This window comes from Variovorax boronicumulans (assembly GCF_029892485.1).
GTDB classification, from domain to species: domain Bacteria; phylum Pseudomonadota; class Gammaproteobacteria; order Burkholderiales; family Burkholderiaceae_C; genus Variovorax; species Variovorax boronicumulans_B.
Genome location: NZ_JARXVG010000002.1, coordinates 255,679 through 275,288, shown reverse-complemented (window position 1 = coordinate 275,288; position 19,610 = coordinate 255,679). Strand labels below are relative to the sequence as shown.

19 protein-coding genes and 1 tRNA gene are annotated in these 19,610 nt (G+C 65.9%); 13 read left to right on the top strand and 7 right to left on the bottom strand.

Translation table 11 applies throughout. The features are described from left to right. Positions 1-11 precede the first annotated feature (11 nt). The 6 genes from M2282_RS06475 (at position 12) to M2282_RS06450 (ending at position 7,105) form a co-directional block, all read left to right on the top strand. Positions 12-662, top strand: coding sequence for a DNA-3-methyladenine glycosylase family protein (locus M2282_RS06475; RefSeq protein WP_280807950.1), 651 nt, complete (start codon positions 12-14; stop codon positions 660-662). 19 nt (positions 663-681) lie between these two features. Beyond that, positions 682-1,662 carry an acetyl-CoA carboxylase carboxyltransferase subunit alpha gene (locus tag M2282_RS06470; protein WP_280807949.1) on the top strand — a complete coding sequence of 327 codons (981 nt, stop codon included), beginning with the start codon at positions 682-684 and terminating at the stop codon, positions 1,660-1,662. 5 nt (positions 1,663-1,667) lie between these two features. Next, entirely contained in the window at positions 1,668-2,639 is a 972-nt protein-coding gene (tilS, locus tag M2282_RS06465; RefSeq protein ID WP_280807948.1) for a tRNA lysidine(34) synthetase TilS, read from the top strand. A 61-nt stretch (positions 2,640-2,700) separates the two neighbouring features. Continuing rightward, a complete protein-coding gene (locus tag M2282_RS06460) occupies positions 2,701-3,969 on the top strand; it encodes an aspartate kinase (RefSeq protein ID WP_280807947.1) in 1,269 nt (422 codons plus the stop codon). A 26-nt stretch (positions 3,970-3,995) separates the two neighbouring features. Then, positions 3,996-4,088 (top strand) — tRNA-Ser (locus M2282_RS06455). A 224-nt stretch (positions 4,089-4,312) separates the two neighbouring features. Continuing rightward, a complete protein-coding gene (locus M2282_RS06450) occupies positions 4,313-7,105 on the top strand; it encodes a GAF domain-containing protein (RefSeq protein WP_280807946.1) in 2,793 nt (930 codons plus the stop codon). A gap of 13 nt (positions 7,106-7,118) precedes the next feature. Here M2282_RS06450 and M2282_RS06445 read toward each other — a convergent pair whose 3' ends face one another. Continuing rightward, positions 7,119-7,709, bottom strand: a complete 591-nt coding sequence (locus tag M2282_RS06445) for a helix-turn-helix domain-containing protein (RefSeq protein WP_280807945.1) — start codon at positions 7,707-7,709, stop codon at positions 7,119-7,121. Between the two features lie 40 nt (positions 7,710-7,749). Here M2282_RS06445 and M2282_RS06440 point away from each other — a divergent pair, with 40 nt between their 5' ends. Continuing rightward, positions 7,750-8,271 (top strand): GNAT family N-acetyltransferase, encoded by a 522-nt coding sequence (locus M2282_RS06440; protein ID WP_280807944.1) that lies wholly within the window; start codon positions 7,750-7,752, stop codon positions 8,269-8,271. Here M2282_RS06440 and M2282_RS06435 read toward each other — a convergent pair. From M2282_RS06435 to M2282_RS06420, 4 genes are read right to left on the bottom strand one after another with little or no spacing between them, the layout of a single operon-like run. Beyond that, complete coding sequence (locus tag M2282_RS06435) at positions 8,268-8,747, bottom strand: DUF3237 domain-containing protein (protein WP_280807943.1); 480 nt, start codon at positions 8,745-8,747, stop codon at positions 8,268-8,270. The two genes, M2282_RS06440 and M2282_RS06435, sit on opposite strands and share 4 nt — an antisense overlap. A 14-nt stretch (positions 8,748-8,761) precedes the next feature. Beyond that, positions 8,762-9,730: an aldo/keto reductase gene (locus M2282_RS06430; protein ID WP_280807942.1), complete on the bottom strand. Its 969-nt coding sequence runs from the start codon at positions 9,728-9,730 to the stop codon at positions 8,762-8,764. 39 nt (positions 9,731-9,769) lie between these two features. Further along, positions 9,770-10,369, bottom strand: a complete 600-nt coding sequence (locus M2282_RS06425; protein ID WP_280807941.1) for a chromate transporter — start codon at positions 10,367-10,369, stop codon at positions 9,770-9,772. Between the two features lie 58 nt (positions 10,370-10,427). Then, a complete protein-coding gene (locus tag M2282_RS06420) occupies positions 10,428-11,030 on the bottom strand; it encodes a chromate transporter (RefSeq protein WP_280807940.1) in 603 nt (200 codons plus the stop codon). A gap of 83 nt (positions 11,031-11,113) precedes the next feature. Between M2282_RS06420 and M2282_RS06415 the strand changes: the two genes are divergently transcribed. Next, a complete protein-coding gene (locus tag M2282_RS06415; RefSeq protein ID WP_280807939.1) occupies positions 11,114-12,043 on the top strand; it encodes a YihY/virulence factor BrkB family protein in 930 nt (309 codons plus the stop codon). Between the two features lie 20 nt (positions 12,044-12,063). Here the strand turns inward: M2282_RS06415 and M2282_RS06410 are convergent, their stop codons facing one another. After that, the gene (locus M2282_RS06410; protein ID WP_280807938.1) at positions 12,064-12,615 is read right to left on the bottom strand and encodes a DUF924 family protein; all 552 of its coding nucleotides are present in this window, start codon (positions 12,613-12,615) and stop codon (positions 12,064-12,066) included. 115 nt (positions 12,616-12,730) lie between these two features. Here M2282_RS06410 and M2282_RS06405 point away from each other — a divergent pair, with 115 nt between their 5' ends. The 4 genes from M2282_RS06405 to M2282_RS06390 all read left to right on the top strand — a co-directional run bounded on the left by M2282_RS06405 (position 12,731) and on the right by M2282_RS06390 (position 16,106). After that, positions 12,731-13,180 carry a CHRD domain-containing protein gene (locus M2282_RS06405; protein ID WP_013542080.1) on the top strand — a complete coding sequence of 150 codons (450 nt, stop codon included), beginning with the start codon at positions 12,731-12,733 and terminating at the stop codon, positions 13,178-13,180. 64 nt (positions 13,181-13,244) lie between these two features. Next, the gene (locus M2282_RS06400) at positions 13,245-14,453 is read left to right on the top strand and encodes a patatin-like phospholipase family protein (RefSeq protein ID WP_280807937.1); all 1,209 of its coding nucleotides are present in this window, start codon (positions 13,245-13,247) and stop codon (positions 14,451-14,453) included. Positions 14,454-14,527: 74 nt separating this feature from the next. Next, positions 14,528-15,277 carry an acetoacetate decarboxylase gene (locus M2282_RS06395; RefSeq protein WP_280807936.1) on the top strand — a complete coding sequence of 250 codons (750 nt, stop codon included), beginning with the start codon at positions 14,528-14,530 and terminating at the stop codon, positions 15,275-15,277. Between the two features lie 46 nt (positions 15,278-15,323). Next, positions 15,324-16,106, top strand: a complete 783-nt coding sequence (locus M2282_RS06390) for a 3-hydroxybutyrate dehydrogenase (RefSeq protein ID WP_013542077.1) — start codon at positions 15,324-15,326, stop codon at positions 16,104-16,106. A gap of 3 nt (positions 16,107-16,109) precedes the next feature. Here the strand turns inward: M2282_RS06390 and M2282_RS06385 are convergent, their stop codons facing one another. Next, a complete protein-coding gene (locus tag M2282_RS06385; protein WP_432422870.1) occupies positions 16,110-17,051 on the bottom strand; it encodes a bifunctional helix-turn-helix transcriptional regulator/GNAT family N-acetyltransferase in 942 nt (313 codons plus the stop codon). A gap of 155 nt (positions 17,052-17,206) precedes the next feature. On the opposite strand from M2282_RS06385, the gene M2282_RS06380 reads away from it, so the two are divergent. Beyond that, complete coding sequence (locus M2282_RS06380; RefSeq protein WP_280807935.1) at positions 17,207-19,609, top strand: YgiQ family radical SAM protein; 2,403 nt, start codon at positions 17,207-17,209, stop codon at positions 19,607-19,609. The last annotated feature ends 1 nt before the right edge of the window (position 19,610 follow it).

The following is a 19,610-nucleotide window of genomic DNA, read 5'->3' as shown; positions in this document are numbered from 1 at the left end:
CCACCAACCCCATGCCCGCTTCCAAAAACCCGACCGTCCAGATCTACACGCCGGACTATTGGGAGGAAGCCTGCAAACACCTGGCCAAAAAAGACCGCGTGATGAAGCGGTTGATCCCGAAGTTCGGCACCGCCTGTCTCGAATCGCGCGGCGACGCCTTCACCACGCTGGCGCGCAGCGTCGTGGGCCAGCAGATCTCGGTGAAGGCCGCGCAGACCGTTTGGGACAAGTTCGCGGTGCTGCCGCGCAAGCTGACGCCGGCGAATGTGCTCAAGCTCAAGGTCGACGACATGCGCGGGGCGGGGCTTTCGGCCCGCAAGATCGAGTACCTGGTCGACCTGGCCCTTCATTTCGACTCGGGCGTGGTGCACGTCGATTCGTGGAAGGACATGTCCGATGAACTCATCATCGAAGAACTCGTGGCCATCCGCGGCATCGGCCGCTGGACGGCCGAGATGTTCCTCATCTTCCACCTGATGCGGCCGAATGTGCTGCCTGTGGACGACGTGGGGCTGCTCAACGGCATCAGCGTGAACTACTTTTCGGGCGACCCGGTCAGCCGCAGCGATGCCCGGGACGTCGCCGTGGCCTGGGCACCCTATTGCAGCGTGGCGACTTGGTATATTTGGCGGTCGCTGGACCCCGTGCCGGTCGCGTATTGAAATAAAACAGGAGAAGACGTTGGCGAAACGAACCTTCCTCGATTTCGAGCAACCCATTGCGGAACTCGAAACAAAGATTGAAGAACTGCGCTATGTACAGACCGAATCGGCGGTCGACATCTCGGAAGAAATCGACCAGCTCGGCAAGAAAAGCCAGCAGCTCACCAAGGACATCTACAGCGACCTGACGCCGTGGCAGATCACCAAGATCGCCCGGCATCCGGAGCGCCCTTACACGTTGGACTACGTCAACGAAATCTTCACCGACTTCGTCGAACTGCACGGCGACCGGCATTTCTCGGACGACCTGTCGATCGTGGGCGGCCTCGCGCGCTTCAACGGCGTGCCGTGCATGGTGCTGGGCCACCAGAAGGGCCGCGACACGAAGGAGCGCACTGCGCGCAACTTCGGCATGAGCAAGCCCGAGGGCTACCGCAAGGCCCTGCGCCTCATGAAGACGGCAGAAAAATTCAAACTGCCGGTGTTCACCTTCGTGGACACGCCCGGCGCATACCCCGGCATCGATGCCGAAGAGCGCGGCCAGTCCGAAGCCATCGGCCGCAATATCTTCGAGATGGCGCAGCTCGAGGTGCCGATCATCGTCACGATCATCGGCGAGGGGGGCTCCGGCGGTGCGCTGGCCATCTCGGTGGGCGACCAGCTGGTGATGCTGCAGTACTCGATCTATTCGGTGATCAGCCCCGAAGGCTGCGCTTCCATTCTCTGGAAGACCAGCGAAAAGGCGCAGGAAGCGGCCGATGCGCTCGGCATCACGGCGCATCGCCTGAAGGCGCTGGGCCTGGTCGACAAGATCGTGAACGAGCCGGTCGGCGGCGCGCATCGCGACCACCGCCAGATGGCCGCATTCTTGAAGCGAGCGCTCAACGATGCGTTCCGCCAGGTCAGCGACCTGAAGACCAAGGAACTGCTGGACCGCCGCTACGAGCGCCTGCAGAGCTACGGCCGTTTCAACGACACCAAGGCCGACACCGGCCGCTGATCCCCATGAGCGAAGCCTTCGAACGCGCCATCGCCGCGTTCGAGCCGGCGCACTGGCCGCTGGCGGTGGGCTTCAGTGGCGGTGCGGACTCCACCGCCTTGCTGGCCGCATGCGTCGCGCGCTGGCCGGGGCAAGTGGTGGCTTTTCATGTGCATCACGGGCTGCAGGCTGCGGCCGATGATTTCGAGAGGCATTGCGGCGAGGTGTGCGAGCTGCTCGGCGTGCCGCTCCTCGTTCACCGGATCGATGCACGCCATTCGCCGGGCGACAGTCCTGAAGACACGGCACGGCGCGCTCGCTACGAGGCTATTGCAGTCATGGCGCGCATGGATGCGGGGCGTCCTCCGATCCAATCCATCGCGCTTGGGCATCACGCGGACGACCAGGTCGAAACCCTTTTGCTGGCGCTGTCGCGCGGTGCCGGTCTTCCGGGGCTGGCGGCGATGCCTGCACATGCTGTGCGCAATGGCCTGGACCTCTACAGGCCGCTGCTTGCGGTGCCTTCGGCCGACATCCGCGAGTGGCTCGCGACGCGCGATCTTCCCTGGATCGAAGACCCGAGCAACGGCGACGCCCGCTACACCCGCAACCGGATTCGCGCGGTGCTGCTGCCCGCGCTGGCGCAGGCCTTTCCGCAGTTCCGCGCCACTTTCGCTCGCAGCGCCAGCCATGCGGCGCAGGCGCAGCAACTGCTGGCTGAACTCGCGGTACAAGACCTGGAAGCGGTAGGGGAGCCACCCGCCATCGAGGCGCTGCAGGCGCTTTCGCGAGCCCGCCAGGCCAACGTGCTGCGCCACTGGCTGATGCAGTCGCACGGCTGCGCCCCCAGCGCCGCGCAGCTCGACCAGTTGCTCGACCAGGTCCGCGCCTGCACCACGCGCGGCCACCGCATCCACCTCAAAGTGGCCGGCGGTTTCGCCGAGCGGAGGGGGGACAGGCTGCATTGGTACAATGCCCCGCCCTCGCCGAAGACTTAGCTCCCACAGCTTGCAGGGCGCCGCCTAGACAGCGGCCCTTTCTTTTTCTCTGATTTCACCCATGGCATTGATCGTTCACAAATACGGCGGTACGTCGATGGGCTCGACCGAGCGCATCCGAAACGTCGCCAAGCGCGTCGCCAAGTGGGCGCGCGCCGGCCACCAGATGATCGTGGTTCCGAGTGCCATGAGCGGCGAGACCAATCGCCTGCTCGGCCTCGCCAAGGAACTGGCGCCGAGCAAACCGGGCGAAGCCCACAACCGCGAACTCGACATGCTGGCATCGACCGGCGAGCAGGCTTCGTCCGCGCTGCTGGCCATTGCGCTGCAGGCCGAGGGCATGGAGTCGGTGAGCTACGCGGGCTGGCAGGTGCCGGTGCGCACCGACAGCTCGCACACCAAGGCCCGCATCGAGAGCATCGACGACCTGCGCGTGATGGCCGACCTGAATGCCGGCAAGGTGGTGGTCATCACCGGCTTCCAGGGCGTGGACGACGCGGGCAACATCACCACGCTGGGCCGCGGCGGCAGCGACACCTCGGCGGTGGCCATCGCGGCGGCGATGAAGGCGCACGAGTGCCTCATCTACACCGACGTGGACGGCGTGTACACGACCGACCCGCGCGTCGAACCCGATGCGCGGCGCCTGACCACCGTGAGCTTCGAAGAGATGCTCGAGATGGCGAGCCTCGGCTCCAAGGTGCTGCAGATCCGCTCGGTGGAATTCGCCGGCAAGTACAAGGTGCCGCTGCGTGTGCTTTCGAGCTTCACCGCATGGGACATCGACATCAATGAAGAGGCCAAGTCCGGCACGCTGATCACTTTCGAGGAAGACGAAAACATGGAACAAGCCGTCGTATCCGGCATCGCATTCAACCGCGACGAAGCCAAGATCTCGGTGCTCGGAGTGCCCGACAAGCCGGGCATCGCGTATCACATCCTCGGTGCCGTGGCGGACGCCAACATCGAGGTCGACGTGATCATCCAGAACCTGAGCAAGGACGGCAAGACCGACTTCAGCTTCACGGTTCACCGCAACGAATACGCCAAGACCATCGACCTGCTGCAGTCGAAGGTCATGCCCTCGCTGGGCGCGACCGAGATCGTGGGCGACACCAAGATCTGCAAGGTCAGCATCGTGGGCATCGGCATGCGCAGCCACGTCGGCGTGGCCAGCAAGATGTTCCGAGTGCTGAGCGAAGAGGGCATCAACATCCAGATGATTTCGACCAGCGAGATCAAGACCTCGGTCGTGATCGACGAAAAATATATGGAATTGGCCGTCCGGGCGCTGCATAAAGCCTTCGATCTGGACCAACCGGCTGTCTGACGGTGGCATAATCTCGGCTTCTTTCAGGAACTGTGACCGAGTGGCCGAAGGTGCTCCCCTGCTAAGGGAGTATGGGGTGTAGAGCCTCATCGAGGGTTCGAATCCCTCCGGTTCCGCCAAACAAGAGCCCCTGCAGTTGCAAGACTGCAGGGGCTTTTTGCTGCCTGTCATGTCGTGAGCCGCACATTCGCCATGTGTCTTGCTTCCGCCCTGCTTTGTCATGTCCGCAAAGCCACTCCAGGCTCAGGCACGTCGAGCGCCGATGGCTTGCACGAGGCTATATTCCTTGCATCCCCGCACGGTCAGGCGGCGGACTGCGGCTTGGCTATAAAAGGAGCAGGCGATGATGGTTGGTTCCGGCAACGCAGGGCGATCCAGCGCCGGGGGGCAGGAGGTGCATCCAGCATTTCTCGAGGGCGGCGGAGAGCTGGGCCGGCTGGTGCAAGCTTTTCCCTGGCAACAGACGTCGCTGGGACCGATCGACAGTTGGCCTCAGAGCCTCAGGACCGCGACCAGCCTGCTATTGCGCTCGCCGGTGCCGATCGTGATGCTGTGGGGCGAGGCCGGCTTCATGATCTACAACGATGCCTATTCGAAGTTCGCGGGCGAACGCCATCCGAAACTGCTGGGCTCCAAGGTGCGCGAAGGGTGGCCCGAAGTGGCGGACTTCAACGACCATGTCATGAAAACCGGCTTGGCCGGTGGCACGCTGAGCTTCAAGGACCAGGAACTTGTCCTGCACCGTCACGGAAAGCCGGAGCCGGCATGGATGGACCTCGACTACTCCCCGGTCCTCGACGAAAGCGGCCGTCCTGCCGGGGTGTTGGCGATCGTCGTGGAGACGACCGAGCGAAAGGCGCTCCAGGAGCGCGAGCGCTTCCTGTTGACGCTGAGCGACACCGTGCGCGACCTTATCGACCCCGTCGCCGTGGCCAGTGCCGCCGCGGAACTCCTGGGCCGTCACCTGGGCGTGGGGCGTGCAGGGTATGCCGAGGTCGATGCCGCACGGCAGACAGTCACCGTCGCGCGCGACTGGTGTGCCGGCAGCATGCCGAGCCTGGCCGGAGAGTCGCGCCTGCTCGATGGCTTCGGCCCCGGGGTGATCGCCGAGCTGAAGGCCGGTCGCACGCTCGTGATTGAAGATTTCCGAACCGATGCACGTGCTGGCGACGGCGATGCCGACACCTGGGAAAGCATCGATACGCGCGCGCTCGTCGTGGTGCCGTTGCTGCGCAGTGGTGGATTGCGCGCGATTTTCTATCTGCACGAGCCGTCGCCGCGTGCCTGGTCGCCGAACGACATCGATCTGGCCTGCCTCACTGCGGAACGCACCTGGGACGCGGCTGAACGCGCGCGCGTGGAAACGCGGCTCCGCGACAGCCGCGACCGACTCGCCATGGAAACACAAGCGCTGGAGACCCTCAACGGTATCGGCGCGCAGATCGCCGCCGAGCTCGACCTCGAGAAGCTTGTGCAACGCGTGGTCGACGCGGGCGTGGAACTCACGGGCGCGAGCTTCGGCGCCTTCTTCTACAACGTCGTGGACGAGGCCGGCGAACGCTACACGCTCTATTCGCTCTCGGGTGCTGACCGGGGTGCCTTCGAGAAACTCGGCCTTCCTCGCGCCACGTCCGTCTTCGCACCCACGTTCCGCGGTGAAGGCGTGATCCGCTCGCCCGACATCCTCGAGGACCCGCGCTACGGACAGAATCCCCCCAACAAGGGAATGCCCAAGGGGCATCTGCCGGTGCGCAGCTATCTGGCGGTGCCCGTGGTGTCGCGTTCCGGCGAAGTCATCGGCGGGCTGTTCTTTGGTCATGTGCGGCCGGGCATGTTCACCGAACGCTCGGAACGCGTGATGACCGGCCTGGCTGCGCAGACGGCCATCGCCATCGACAACGCGCGGCTGTTCGATGCGGTGCATCAGGCGAACACGCAACTCGAGGAGCGCGTGAAGGCCCGCACCGCCGAGCTCGAACTGGCGCACGAGCGGCTGCACCAGTCCCAGAAAATGGAGGCCGTCGGCCAGCTCACAGGCGGCATCGCGCACGATTTCAACAACATGCTGGCCGTGATCATGGGCTCGCTCGAGCTGCTCAAGCGCCGCGTGGGCGATGCCGATCCACGCGCCCAGCGATACACGGAAGCCGCCATGGACGGCGCCCGGCGCGCCGCCGTGCTGACCCAGCGGCTGCTTGCCTTCTCGCGCCAGCAGCCGCTGCGCCCCGAGCCGATCGACGCGAACAAGCTGGTGGCGGGGATGTGCGACCTGCTGCGCCGCGCGCTGGGCGCCGACGTGCTGCTGGAAACCGTGCTCGACGGCGCGCTGTGGTGCACCCACGCAGACCCGAACCAGCTCGAGAACGTGATCCTCAACCTTGCGGTGAACGCGCGCGACGCCATGGCCGACGGCGGGCGCATGACCATCGCAACCCATAACGCTCACCTCGACGGCCATGACCCCGATTCCCGCCTGGGCGTGCCTTTGGGACAGTACGTGATGATCGCCGTGACCGACACCGGCGTCGGCATGAACGAAGAGGTCATTGCCAAGGCCTTCGATCCTTTCTTCACCACCAAGGGGGTCGGCAAAGGCACCGGCCTCGGCCTGAGCCAGGTGTACGGCTTCGTCAAGCAGACGGGCGGCCACGTGAAGATCTTTTCCGAAGTCGGTCGCGGCACCACGGTCAAGGTCTACCTGCCGCGGTTTGCCGGCGCCGCGGAGGACGAGGCCCGCGTGCAGCGCGCCGGCGAAGTGCCGCTCGGCGAGCGCCAGGAAGTGGTACTGGTGGTGGAGGACGAGCCAGCCGTGCGCCAGTTCAGCATCGACGCGTTCACGGAACTGGGCTATCGCGTTCTCCACGCGGATGGCGCCGCAGCGGCCCTGCGCCAGCTGGAAGCTCATCCCGGGATCGCGCTCCTCTTTACCGATGTCGTGATGCCCGAGGTCAACGGCGCCAAGCTCGCAGAGGAAGTGCGCCGACGCTGGCCTGCGGTAAAGATCCTGTTCACCACCGGCTACCCGCGCAACGCCGTGGGGCGCAACGGCGTGCTCGACGCCGGGGTCGAGATGATCGGCAAGCCGTACACGCTGGAGGCGCTGGCCAGGAAGGTCCGGGAGATTCTCGAGGGGTGAGGGTGAAGGGGCCCTAGTCCGGACAGGCGACCAGCAGGTAGCGACAGGCCGTGCGCCCCAGCGCCTTGAAGACCAGCGGCCGGTCCACGCCGAAATCCAGGCAATCTCCTGGCGCCAGCTCGAAGCGGTCGTCGCCGTAGTCCACCCGCAGTGCGCCTTCGAGCATCCAGAGGCATTGGCGATAGGGCTTGCCGCTCCATCGCGGATAGCCGACCTGCGCCGAACGCGGCAGCTCGACCTCGACCAGTTCCACGCCGTTGCCTGCACCGCGCTCGGCGACCTGGCGGCGCAGGTAGCCCGCCTCGGGGTCGCGCCAGACTTCCTGCATCGCCTTCGTGCGCAGCCTTTGGGGGCCTTCCTTTTCTTCGGTGAGGAGCTGCGCCAGCGACACGCCGAGGCCTGCGGCCAGCCGGCCCAGAAGCACGGCGGTAGGGCTGCTCTGCGCGCGCTCCACCTTCGAGATCATGGCCTTGCTCACACCCGACAGCCCGGCCAATTCGGCCAGGCTGAGCCCCTTGGCCTGCCGCAGCGCCAGCAGCCGGGTGGCGATGAGTGCGTCGATGTTGCCGGCGGGCTCGCCCGAGGGTGCTGATGTGTTTCTCATATGAGATTAATATTCTCCTATATTGAACGAGAGAAACACCATGCGCCTCATCACCTGCACCGAGGAAGCCCATTCCAGCGCCATCCTCGCCATCCTCAACCACGCCATCGTCACTTCCACCGCCCTGTACGACTACAAGCCGCGCACGCCCGAGAACATGGTCGCGTGGTTCGCCACCAAGCGCGCCAACGGGTTCCCGGTGATCGGTGCGGAAGACGACAGCGGCAAGCTGCTCGGCTTTGCGAGCTACGGCGCCTTTCGCGCCTTTCCCGCCTACAAGTACACGGTCGAGCACTCGGTGTATGTCGAGGCCGGCCATCGCGGCGCGGGGCTGGGCCGCACGCTCATGGAGGCGATCATTGCCGAGGCGATCGCGCGCGACGTGCACGTGATGGTCGGCGCCATCGATGCCGCCAATGCGGGCAGCATCCGCCTGCACGAGAAGCTGGGCTTCGAGCATTCAGGCACGGTGCGGCAGGCCGGCTTCAAGTTCGGCCGCTGGCTCGACGTGGCGTTCTACCAGCGGATTCTTGCGACGCCGCTGAACCCGGTCGACGGCTAAACGAGTGCGAAGAAGCGCATCACGACTTCGGCCGGGCGCCTGACGCCGGCACCGACGAACATGCGCTCGTTGATCCACCGCAGTGCGGCAGAGGACGTCTCGAAGCGCGGATTGCAGCGGAAGTAGACCTCTGCCGGATCGACCGGCTCGCCGCGCAGCAGCCTGGCCATCACCTCTGGTGCGGCCGAGCGCACCGCATGGTTCTGCACGTAGATCAGGTCGCCCGCATCGGTCTCCAGGCCGTAGCGCGCATCGAGTTCGGAGAGCGTGTCGGTCACGATCAGCTGGAAATCGCTGCCGCCCGGCAGCACGCGTGCGCGCCAGCCGTGGCCCGACGCCTCGCCGCCTGTGATCGGCACCACGCGCCGCAGTCCGCGCGCGCCTTGGCCCAGCACCTGCGGCACGCCCACCTCGACGCGCAGGTCGGCGAAGTGGTCGAGCGCGGGCGCGGCGATTGAATCGAAGACGTTGCTCATCGTTGAAACACGGCTCAGACGGCGGCCGTCTCGGCGCTCGCGCGGTCGAGCATCTCGATGGTGCCCGCGTCGAGCTTCAGCTGCGTGGCCACTACCAGTTCCTCGAGTTGCGCGATCGAGGTGGCGCTGGCAATAGGCGCCGTCACGCCCGGCCGTGCGATCTGCCATGCGATGGCGACCTGGCCGGGCTTGGCGTTGTACTGCTGCGCCACCTTGTCGAGCGCGTCGAGGATGCGCAGGCCGCGCTCGTTGAGGTACTTCTTCGTCGTGTTGGCGCCGCGCGCGCTCTTGGCCGCGTCGGCCTCCGTGCGGTACTTGCCGGTGAGGAAGCCGGCCGCGAGCGCGTAGAAGTTGATGACGCCCACTTCGCGCTTGACGCACAGCGGCTCCAGTTCGTCCTCGAACACCGCGCGGTCGTACAGGTTGTAGAGCGGCTGCAGGCTCTCGTAGCGCGCAAGCCCCAAGCGCTCAGACACGTCCAGCGCCTCGGCCAGCCGCGGCGCCGTGTAGTTGGAGGCGCCGATGGCGCGCACCTTGCCTTCCTTGATGAGCGCATCGAAGGCGCCGAGCGATTCTTCGAGCGGCGTGTTGGCGTCGTCGTCATGCGACTGGTAGAGGTCGATGTAGTCCGTCTGCAGGCGCTTGAGCGAGGCCTCGACCGCCTCGCGGATGTACTTGGGGGCCAGGCCCACCTTGCCTTCGCCCATCGGCTTGCCGACCTTGGTGGCCAGCACCACGCGGTTGCGCTTGCCGCTCTGCTTGAGCCACTTGCCGATGATGGTTTCCGACTCGCCGCCGGTGTGGCCCGGCACCCAGGCCGAGTAGACGTCGGCCGTGTCCACGAAGTTGAAGCCCGCGTCCAGCCAGGCGTCGAGCAGCTTGAATGACGTGGCCTCGTCGACCGTCCAGCCGAACACGTTGCAACCGAAGGCGAGCGGCGAAACCAGGAGGCCGGAGCGGCCGAGCGGGCGAAGTTGCGACATGAAGAAGTTTCCTGAAGAAGAACAAAAAAATGGGAAGGATCAGACGAAGCCCAGGACGCCGAGCAGCGCGCCGGCGCCCAGCAGCCAGAGCAGATGGATGCGCGTGCGCCAGACGATAAGCGCGGCCGCGCCGGTCAGCAGCCACAGGTGCCAGGCAGGCGCGTTGCCGGCATGGTTACCCGCGGCCAGCACCCAGCCGGTGGCGATCAGGAGGCCCACCACCACCGGTGCCATGCCCTGCTTGAAGGCGCGCACCTCGCGGCGGGTGCGGTTGCGATGGCCCCAGCGGGTGGCGAAGTAGGTGAGGGTGGTGCTGGGCACCATGATGCCGACCATGGTCACCATCAGCCCGAAGAAGCCGAGCAGCCAGGCCATCGGCCCGGCGCCGATGCCGCCGCCCGCGTTGAGCCCGACGTTCCAGCCCATCAGCGCGACGAACAGCACGTTGGGCCCGGGCGCCGCCTGGGCGATGGCGACCGAGGAGCTGAACTGCGCATCGGTGAGCCAGGCGTGCTGGGTGACGAGGTAGCGGTGCATGTCGGGCACCGTGGTGATGGCGCCGCTGATCGACAGCAGCGAGAGCAGCAGGTACTGGCCGAAGAGGGCGAGCCAGTCGTGCCATTGCATCGCGATGGTCATTCCAAAACCTCCGCCTTCGGCTGCGGTGCGAGCTTGCTTGGGGCGGCCCGGCGCGCGCTCATGGGGAGATCTTTCGCCAGGTCCAGATGCAGGCCACGCCGCCGACCACCAGCAGCACCCAGCCGAGCGGCACCTTGAACACCGCGATCGCCGCGAACACCAGCGCCATGAAGGCGAGGCAAACCGGAAAGCCCAGCGGGTGCTTGCGCAACTGCGGAATCAGCTTGATGCCCGTGGCGGCGATCAGCCCGCCCGACACCGCCCCCATGCCCCTTAGCGCTGCCGCCACCTGCGGGTTGCCGGCGTAGTGCGCATAGAGCACGGCCAGCGCGAGGATCACGACGAGGGGAATGGTCAACATGCCCGCCACGGCGGCGAGGGCGCCGCGCAGGCCGAAGTAGCGGTCGCCGATCATCAGGGCGAGGTTGATCACGTTGGGGCCGGGCATTACCTGGGCCACGGCCCAGTCTTCGAGGAACTGCTCGGGCGTGAGCCACTTCTTCTTCTCGACCATCTCGCGCTGGACGATGGCGAGGACGCCGCCGAAGCCCTGCAGCGCGAGCCAGGTGAATGAAACAAAAAGGTCGCGTGGCGACTGGGGCTGAGGCGCGGCTTGCGAGGCGTCTTGCGGCGCTGCCGCATCGGAGAGGGGCGGGTGCATGTGGATGCGATTATCGTAGGCAGGCCTGCAAGCTGCCGGGCATCGCGCCGACATGACCCCGGCCGATTCAACAGGGACACTCCATGCTCATGCAACTCCGCGCGCTCCTCGATCTCTGCAAACGGGCCTTCGCGTCATGGTCGAACGACTACGCACCCAGCATGGGTGCGGCGCTCGCGTACTACACGGTGTTTTCCATCGCGCCGCTGCTGCTGATCGTGATCGCGGTGGCGGGCCTGGTCTTCGGCCAGGAGGCCGCGCGCGGCGAGATCTTCGCGCAGCTCTCGGGCCTGATGGGCGCGCAGGGCGCGGCGGCGGTGCAGGGCATGCTGCAGGCGGTGAACAAGCCGACCGAGGGCATCGTGGCCACGGTGGTCGGCATCGGCCTGCTGGTGGTCGGCGCGACCACGGTCTTCGGCGAACTGCAGGATGCGCTCGACCGCATCTGGCGTGCGCCGGCCCGCGCCAAGAGCTCGGGCATCTTCAACCTGCTGCGGGTGCGGCTGCTGTCGTTCAGCATGATCATGGGCATCGGCTTTTTGCTCATGGTGTCGCTGGTGGCCAGCGCGGCGCTGGCGGCGCTGGGCAAGTGGTGGTCGCCGGTGTTCGGCGCGTGGGAGAGCCTGGCGCAGGTGGTGAACTTCGTCTTCAGCTTCGCGATGGTGACGGTGATCTTCGCGATGATCTACAAGATCATGCCGCGTGCGAAAGTGCAATGGCGCGACGTGTGGGTGGGCGCGGCCGTGACGGCGCTGCTCTTCACTGTGGGCAAGCACCTGATCGGCCTCTACATCGGCAAGAGCAGCGTGGCCTCGGGGTATGGTGCCGCGGGCTCGCTGGTGGTGGTGCTGGTGTGGGTGTACTACTCGGCGCAGATCTTTTTGCTGGGCGCCGAGTTCACCTGGGTCTATGCGCGCACCTACGGCTCGATGAAGGACAAGGAAAAGGCCGGCCTGCCCGATGCGAACCCTTCGCCGACGCGCGACGTGCCCCTGGCGCAGAACGACGCCTGAAACGACGCTGCTGGCGAACGTCAGCCGGCGAAGCCGCCGCCGTCGAGAAACTTCTGTTCTTCCGCGGTGGTGCTGCGCCCCAGCATCCGGTTGCGGTGCGGAAATCGGCCGAAGCGCGCAATGATGTCCCGGTGCAGCACGGCGAAGCGCTGCGTGTTGTCGTCGAGAGCCGCATTGAGTTCGACCGAGCGCTCCTGTTCTGCCAGCACCTCGGAGTGCATGAAGGGCAGGTAGAAGAAGGGGCGCAATTCCTTTTCGAACTGCTGGTCGAAGCCCGCATCGAGTGCCTTCTTCGCCACGGCCAGCGCCAGGCCGTCGGTGGCGAGCATGTGCGGGCTGTTGCGCCAGGCGTTGCGCGGCAACTGGTCGAGCAGTATCAGAAGGGCCAGCGTGCCTTCGGCATCCTGCGTCCAGTGGGCGAGTTCGCCACGGGCTGCGGCATGGTGGGCTTGCGAGAAGCGCGAGAGAAATTCGCTGTCGAATGCGTCGCTCTTGGCGAACCAGCGCGATGGACCGGCTTCGCGCCAGAAATCGACCACTTCGCGAGGGGCGGGGAGGGCTTGGGAGGTCATCGTTGCATTCTCTTTCACTCTACTGCGGGCCCGCAAAGTCGGGGCGGTGGCCGACACGGCCGGGCTCGGGCGCTGCCTATGCTGTGGAGGCTTCACAACTTCAGGAGACAAGCTCATGACCAGATACGGCACCTTTTTGCGCGCAGCCCTCATCACCGGCGTGGCCAGTGCGGCCTTGGTCGGCTGCGGGATGATGTCCAAGTCGAACACCGCCAGCTTCAGCGGCGCGATGAACGCGGCCAGCGAAGTCCCGCCCAACATGACGCGCGGCAGCGGCATGGCCGAAGCCTGGCTCAACCGGGACACCAACGTCCTCAAGTACAAGATCACCTACACGGGCCTCAGCGGCCCGGCCACCGCGGCGCATTTCCACGGTCCTGCCGCCGCTGGTGCAAATGCCGGCGTGGTGCTGCCGTTCGCCAATGCGGCCAGCCCGATCGAAGGCCAGGCCACGCTCACGCCGGCACAGGCCGCCGATCTGGTGGCGGGCAAGTGGTACGCGAACATCCACACCGCCGCCAACCCGGGTGGCGAGATCCGCGGGCAGATGCTGCCGAAGATGTGATCTTCTCCGGGGACTTCGGTCCCCGGTCAGGTTGCCGTCGAGGGGCGTGGTGTCAAATGAATGCATGACGACGTCCCCCAAGAAGAAGCCCCGTGCAGCATCCCCCCAATCCCTCAATCCTTTCGCGTCGCGCCGCGAAGACATGCGCCAGGCCCGCAAGGCCCTGGTGCTTCAAGGCGGCGGCGCGCTTGGCGCCTACCAGGCAGGCGTGTACGCCGCGCTCAGCGAGACCGAGCTGCAGCCGCACTGGATTGCCGGCGTATCGATCGGCGCCATCAATGCGGCGCTGATCGCGGGCAACGCGCCCGAGCACCGGGTCGACCGGCTGCGCGAGTTCTGGCACCTCGTGTCTTCGGGGCCTTCGCAGCGCCTGCCGTCGTGGTTCGGAGACCGGGCCACGCAGAACCAGTACAGCGCGGCGATGGCCTCGCTGGTCGGCATTCCGGGATTCTTCGAGCCGCGCTATTCGCCGGCCCTGCTGATGGGCGGTGCGGCGCCACTCCTGAGCTACTACGACACCTCGCCGCTCAAGGCCACGCTCGAGCGCCTCATCGATTTCGACCGCATCAACGCTTGCGAAGCCCGCTTCAGCGTGGGCGCGGTCAATGTGCGCACCGGCAACTCGGTGTACTTCGACAACACGCGCCAGCGCATCGGCCCCGAGCACATCATGGCCAGCGGCGCGCTGCCGCCGGGCTTTGCGCCGGTGCACATCGATGGCGACGATTACTGGGACGGGGGCATCGTCTCGAACACACCGCTGCAGTACGTGCTGGACATCCATCCGCGTAACGAACCCCTGGTGGTGCTGCAGGTCGACCTGTTCAATGCGCGTGGCGAAATGCCGCACAACATGGCGGGCGTGATGGAGCGGCAGAAGGACATCACCTATTCGAGCCGCACCCGCATGAACACCGACGCGCTGGCCGCCAACATGAACCTGCAGCAGGCCATTGCCGACCTGATCACCAAGCTGCCGGCCAACCTGCGCAAGGACCCGAGCGTGCTCGCGGTGCAGTCGCAACTCACGCACGAGCCCATCGACATCTTTCACCTGATCTACCGCGACAAGCCCTACGAGCTCGAGTCGAAGGACTACGAGTTCTCGCGCGCTGCGGTCGAGGAGCATTGGGAGTCGGGCGCGCGCGACATGCGCGTGACGCTGGCGCATCCGGAGACGCTGCGCGCCGACGCCACCGTCAACGGCGTGACCACCTTCGACCTGGGCGACCATGGCTCCGGCCGGGTCAAGCGACCGGGCCTCTCTCGCTGAAGGAGACGATTCAGCTTCGACTAAGAAACCAGCGCCAGACTGAGAGCCGGCCACTTCACCAGGAGGAAATGTCCGTGAACATTGAAGATGTACGGCGGCAGGCGTTCGCCATGCCGCTCACCAGTCCCGCCTTTCCGCCCGGACCGTACCGGTTCGTGCGCCGCGAATTTCTCATCGTCACCTACCGCACCGACATGGACGCGCTGCGCGCCGTGGTGCCCGAGCCGCTCGAAGTGGTCGAGCCGCTGGTGAAGTACGAATTCATCCGCATGCCCGATTCCACCGGCTTCGGCGACTACACCGAGTCGGGCCAGGTCATTCCGGTGCAGCTGCGCACCGCCAAGGGCATGGAGCAGGGCGCGTATGTGCATGCGATGTACCTGAACGACCATCCGCCGATTGCCGGCGGCCGCGAACTCTGGGGATTTCCGAAGAAGCTCGCATCGCTGGTGCTCGACTACGAGACCGACGTGATCGTCGGCACGCTCGACTACGGCAAGGTGCGCGTGGCCAAGGCCACGATGGGCTTCAAGCACCGCGCGCTCGACCACGCGCCGATTCTTGCGGGCATCGCGCAGCCGAATTTTTTGCTCAAGATCATTCCGCACGTCGACGGCACGGCCCGCATCTGCGAGCTGGTGCGCTATCACATGGTCGATGTCACGCTGCACGGCGCGTGGACCGCGCCGGCGTCGCTCGAACTGCATCCGCATGCGCTGGCGCCGGTGGCCGATCTGCCGGTGCTGAAGGTCGAATCGGCGGTGCATTACATCGCCGACATGACGCTCGCACTTGGTACCGTCGAGCACGACTACCTCGCCTGATTCCTGCTTGTCTTCTTTTCATCCCAACCCCGAAGGAACATTCACCATGCAACTCAAGGACAAGGTCGCCTACATCACCGGCTCGGCCAGCGGCATCGGCAAGGAAATCGCGATCCTCTTCGCACAGGAAGGCGCAAAGATCATCATTGCCGACCTCAACAAGGAAGCAGCAGATGCGACGGCCGCCGAGCTCAAGGCCACGGGCGCTGAGGCCATTGGCGTGGCCGTGGACGTCACCAACGAAGACCAGGTCAACGCCTCGGTCGAAGAGGGCGCCAAGGCCTTCGGAGGCATCGACATCCTCATCAGCAACGCCGGCATCCAGATCGTGCACCCGGTCGAGGAGTTCAGCTTCGCCGACTGGAAGAAGATGCTCGCCATTCACCTGGACGGCGCCTTCCTCACCACCAAGGCGTGCCTGAAGCACATGTACGCACAAGGCCGCGGCGGCAGCGTGATCTACATGGGCTCGGTGCACTCCAAGGAGGCGTCGCTGCTGAAGGCGCCCTACGTCACCGCCAAGCACGGCCTCATCGGCCTGGCCAAGACGGTCGCGAAGGAAGGCGCCAAGCACGGCGTGCGCGCCAACGTGATCTGCCCGGGCTTCGTGCGCACGCCGCTCGTGGAAAAGCAGATTCCCGAGCAGGCCAAGACGCTGGGCATCAGCGAAGAGGAAGTCATCAAGAACGTGATGCTCAAGGAAACGGTGGATGGCGAATTCACCACGACCGAGGACGTCGCGCGCGTGGCTTTGCTGTTCGCGGGCTTCCCGACCAATGCGTTGACCGGCCAGTCGCTCGTGGTGAGCCACGGCTGGTTCATGCAGTAGGCGCTACAGCTTCAATTCCCACGTCTCGCCCACGAGCTGCTTCCCATAGCTCTCGTGCGGCTCCGAGCTGGTGAGTTGGAAGCCGCGCCTGGCATAAATGGCGCGCGCGGCCAGGAGATCGCTGTTGGTCCACAGCACCATCTTCTTGTAGCCCTTGCGGCGCGCAAAGGCGATGCACTCATCGACCAGCTTGCCGCCCAAGCCGAGCCCGCGCGCGGCCGGTGACAGGATCAGCAGGCGCAGTTGCGCCACGCCGGCCGACTTGCGCACCACGAAGACCGAGCCCATGCGCTCGCCGTTGAGTTCTGCAATCCAGCAGCGCTCCCACTCAGGCTGGAACTTGAGCAGGAACTCCGCCGCGATCTGCGCCACCAGCGCCTCGAAGCTGCTGTCCCAGCCGTACTCGCGCGCATAGATCTCGCCGTGCTGCTGCACGACCCAGCCGATGTCGCCGGGCGCTGGGTCGCGCAGGATGGCGGCCTGGGGCTTGGCGGGCGCGGCCCCGGGGTCGAGCAGCGACTGCATCGTGCCCATGGCACGCACCAGTTGCTCCCGCTGGGCCGGGACCAGTGGCGCGAGCAGGGCGGCGGCCTCGTCGCGCGATTTTTGTTGCAGCGGCGCGAATGCGGCATGGCCGGCCTCGGTCAGGCGCAGCACGCTCTGGCGCGCGTCTCGCGGGTGGGGTGCGCGTGTGAGCCAGCCTTTGGATTCGAAGCGGCGCAGGATGCGGCTCATGTAGCCGGCATCGAGCCCGAGGTCGCGGCCGATCTCGCTGGCGACCGCCATTTCGCGGTGCGCCAGCTCGTACAGGACGCGCACATCGGTCAGCGACATGTCGCTGCCAAGGTACGGATCGAGGGCGCCGATCTGGCGCGTGTAGAAGCGGTTGAACTGCCGGATGGCCTTGACGGCGGCGGCATCGACGGTGGGCGAGGGCGTGGACATGGTTGCCATTTTCATTCAATTAATTGACTTGGGCAACCAATTGAAGGCCGTGAAAGGCGCCGGTCACTGGATGTTTGTCGCGACAGGCATGCTCGAAAACCCTAAAATCGAGGGTTGCCCACAACAGCGCCGCCTCAGCGCTGTCCACTCCCACGATGAACGCCCCCGTCGACGTCTCCTTTTTCGCGCGTGCCGCCAAGCCGCTGAACAGCTACCGCAAGTACTGGGCGGCCCGTTTCGGCACGGCCAAGTTCCTGCCGACCACGCGCAAGGAAATGGATGCACTCGGCTGGGACAGCTGCGACATCATCGTGGTCACGGGCGATGCCTACGTCGACCATCCGAGCTTCGGCATGTCGGTGATCGGCCGCATGCTCGAGGCGCAGGGCTTCCGCGTGGGCATCATTGCCCAGCCCGACTGGCAGAGCGCCGAGCCCTTCAAGGTACTGGGCAAACCGAACCTGTTCTTCGGCGTGACCGCCGGCAACATGGATTCGATGATCAACCGCTACACGGCGGACCGAAAGATCCGCAGCGACGACGCCTACACCCCCGGCGACGTCGGCGGCTCGCGCCCGGACCGCGCGGCCATCGTGTATTCGCAGCGCTGCAAGGAAGCCTGGAACGACGTGCCGATCATCCTCGGCGGCATCGAGGGTTCGCTTCGCCGCATCGCGCACTACGACTACTGGTCGGACAAGGTGCGCCGCTCCATCGTCGTCGACTCGAAGTGCGACCTGCTGCTGTACGGCAACGCCGAGCGCGCCATCGTCGAGATCGCGCACCGCCTGGCCGCCAAGGAGCCGGTGCAGCAGATCACCGACGTGCGCGGAACGGCCTATGTGCGGCGCGAAACGCCCGAGGGCTGGTTCGAGATCAACTCCACCAGCGTGGACGAGCCGGGCCGCGTCGAGGCGCACGTCAATCCGTACCTGATGGTGTCGGACCAGGCCAAGGCCAACGGCGCCACCTGCGCGAAGGAAGACGAGGCGAAGGACGTGGCCAAGGCCGCGGAAGCCGCCGGTTCGCCGGTGCTTCAGTCGGTGGTGGTGAACCCGGCCATCAAGCCGCTGACCTTCATGCCCAACCCCGCGCTGCAAAGCCGCGGCAAGATCAGCGTTCCGCCGCGCGACCGCTCGGTGATCCGCCTGCCTTCGTACGAACAGGTGCGCAGCGATCCGGTGCTCTACGCCCACGCCAACCGCGTGCTGCACCTGGAAACCAACCCCGGCAACGCCCGCGCACTGGTGCAGGCGCATGGCGAGGGCACCACGGCGCGCGACGTGTGGATCAACCCGCCGCCCATCCCGCTCACCACGGCCGAGATGGACCTGGTGTTCGACCTGCCGTATGCGCGCAGCCCGCATCCGCGCTACGCCGACGAGAACGGCAGCCACGACGGCGCCACCAAGATCCCCGCGTGGGAAATGATCCGCTTCAGCGTGAACATCATGCGCGGCTGCTTCGGCGGCTGCACCTTCTGCTCGATCACCGAGCACGAGGGCCGCATCATCCAGAGCCGCTCCGAGGAATCGATCATCAAGGAGGTCGAGGCCATCCGCGATTCGGTGAGCGGCTTCACCGGCACCATCTCCGACCTCGGCGGCCCGACGGCCAACATGTACCGCCTCGGCTGCAAGAGCCCCGAGATCGAATCGGCGTGCCGCAAGCCCAGCTGCGTGTACCCCGGCATCTGCCCGAACCTGGGCACCAACCACGACCCGCTCATCAAGATCTACCGCCGCGCGCGTGCGCTGCGCGGCATCAAGAAGATCCTGATCGGCTCGGGCCTGCGCTACGACCTGGCCGTGCAGTCGCCCGAGTACGTGAAGGAACTGGTGCAGCACCACGTCGGCGGCTATCTGAAGATCGCGCCCGAGCACACCGAGCAGGGCCCGCTCACCAAGATGATGAAGCCGGGCATCGGCAGCTACGACAAGTTCAAGCAGATGTTCGAGAAGTTCTCGGCCGAGGCGGGCAAGAAGCAGTACCTGATTCCGTACTTCATCGCCGCGCATCCGGGCACCAGCGACGAGGACATGATGAACCTCGCGATCTGGCTCAAGAAGAACGGCTTCCGCGCCGACCAGGTGCAGACCTTCTATCCGAGCCCGATGGCCACGGCCACGACGATGTACCACACCAACAAGAACCCGCTGCGCAAGATCACGCGCGAGAGCGAGACGGTGGACATCGTGCGAGGCGACAAGCGTCGCCGCCTGCACAAGGCGTTCCTTCGGTATCACGATGCCAACAACTGGCCGCTGCTGCGCGAAGCCCTGAAGAGCATGGGCCGCGCCGACCTGATCGGCAACGGCAAGCACCACCTCATCCCGACGTGGCAGCCGCTGACCGACGGCGGCTACACGAGCGCGCGCCGCAAGAACTCGACCTCCGCGCCGGCTGTTGCGGTCAAGGCCAAGGCTTCGGCGCCGGTCAGGCTCGCGCCGGTGAAGCCCTCCAAAGGCCGCATCCTCACGCAGCACACGGGCCTGCCGCCGCGGGACAACGGCAGCAGCAAGCCGGTCAGCAAGCCTTCGTCACGCAAGGTACGTTGAT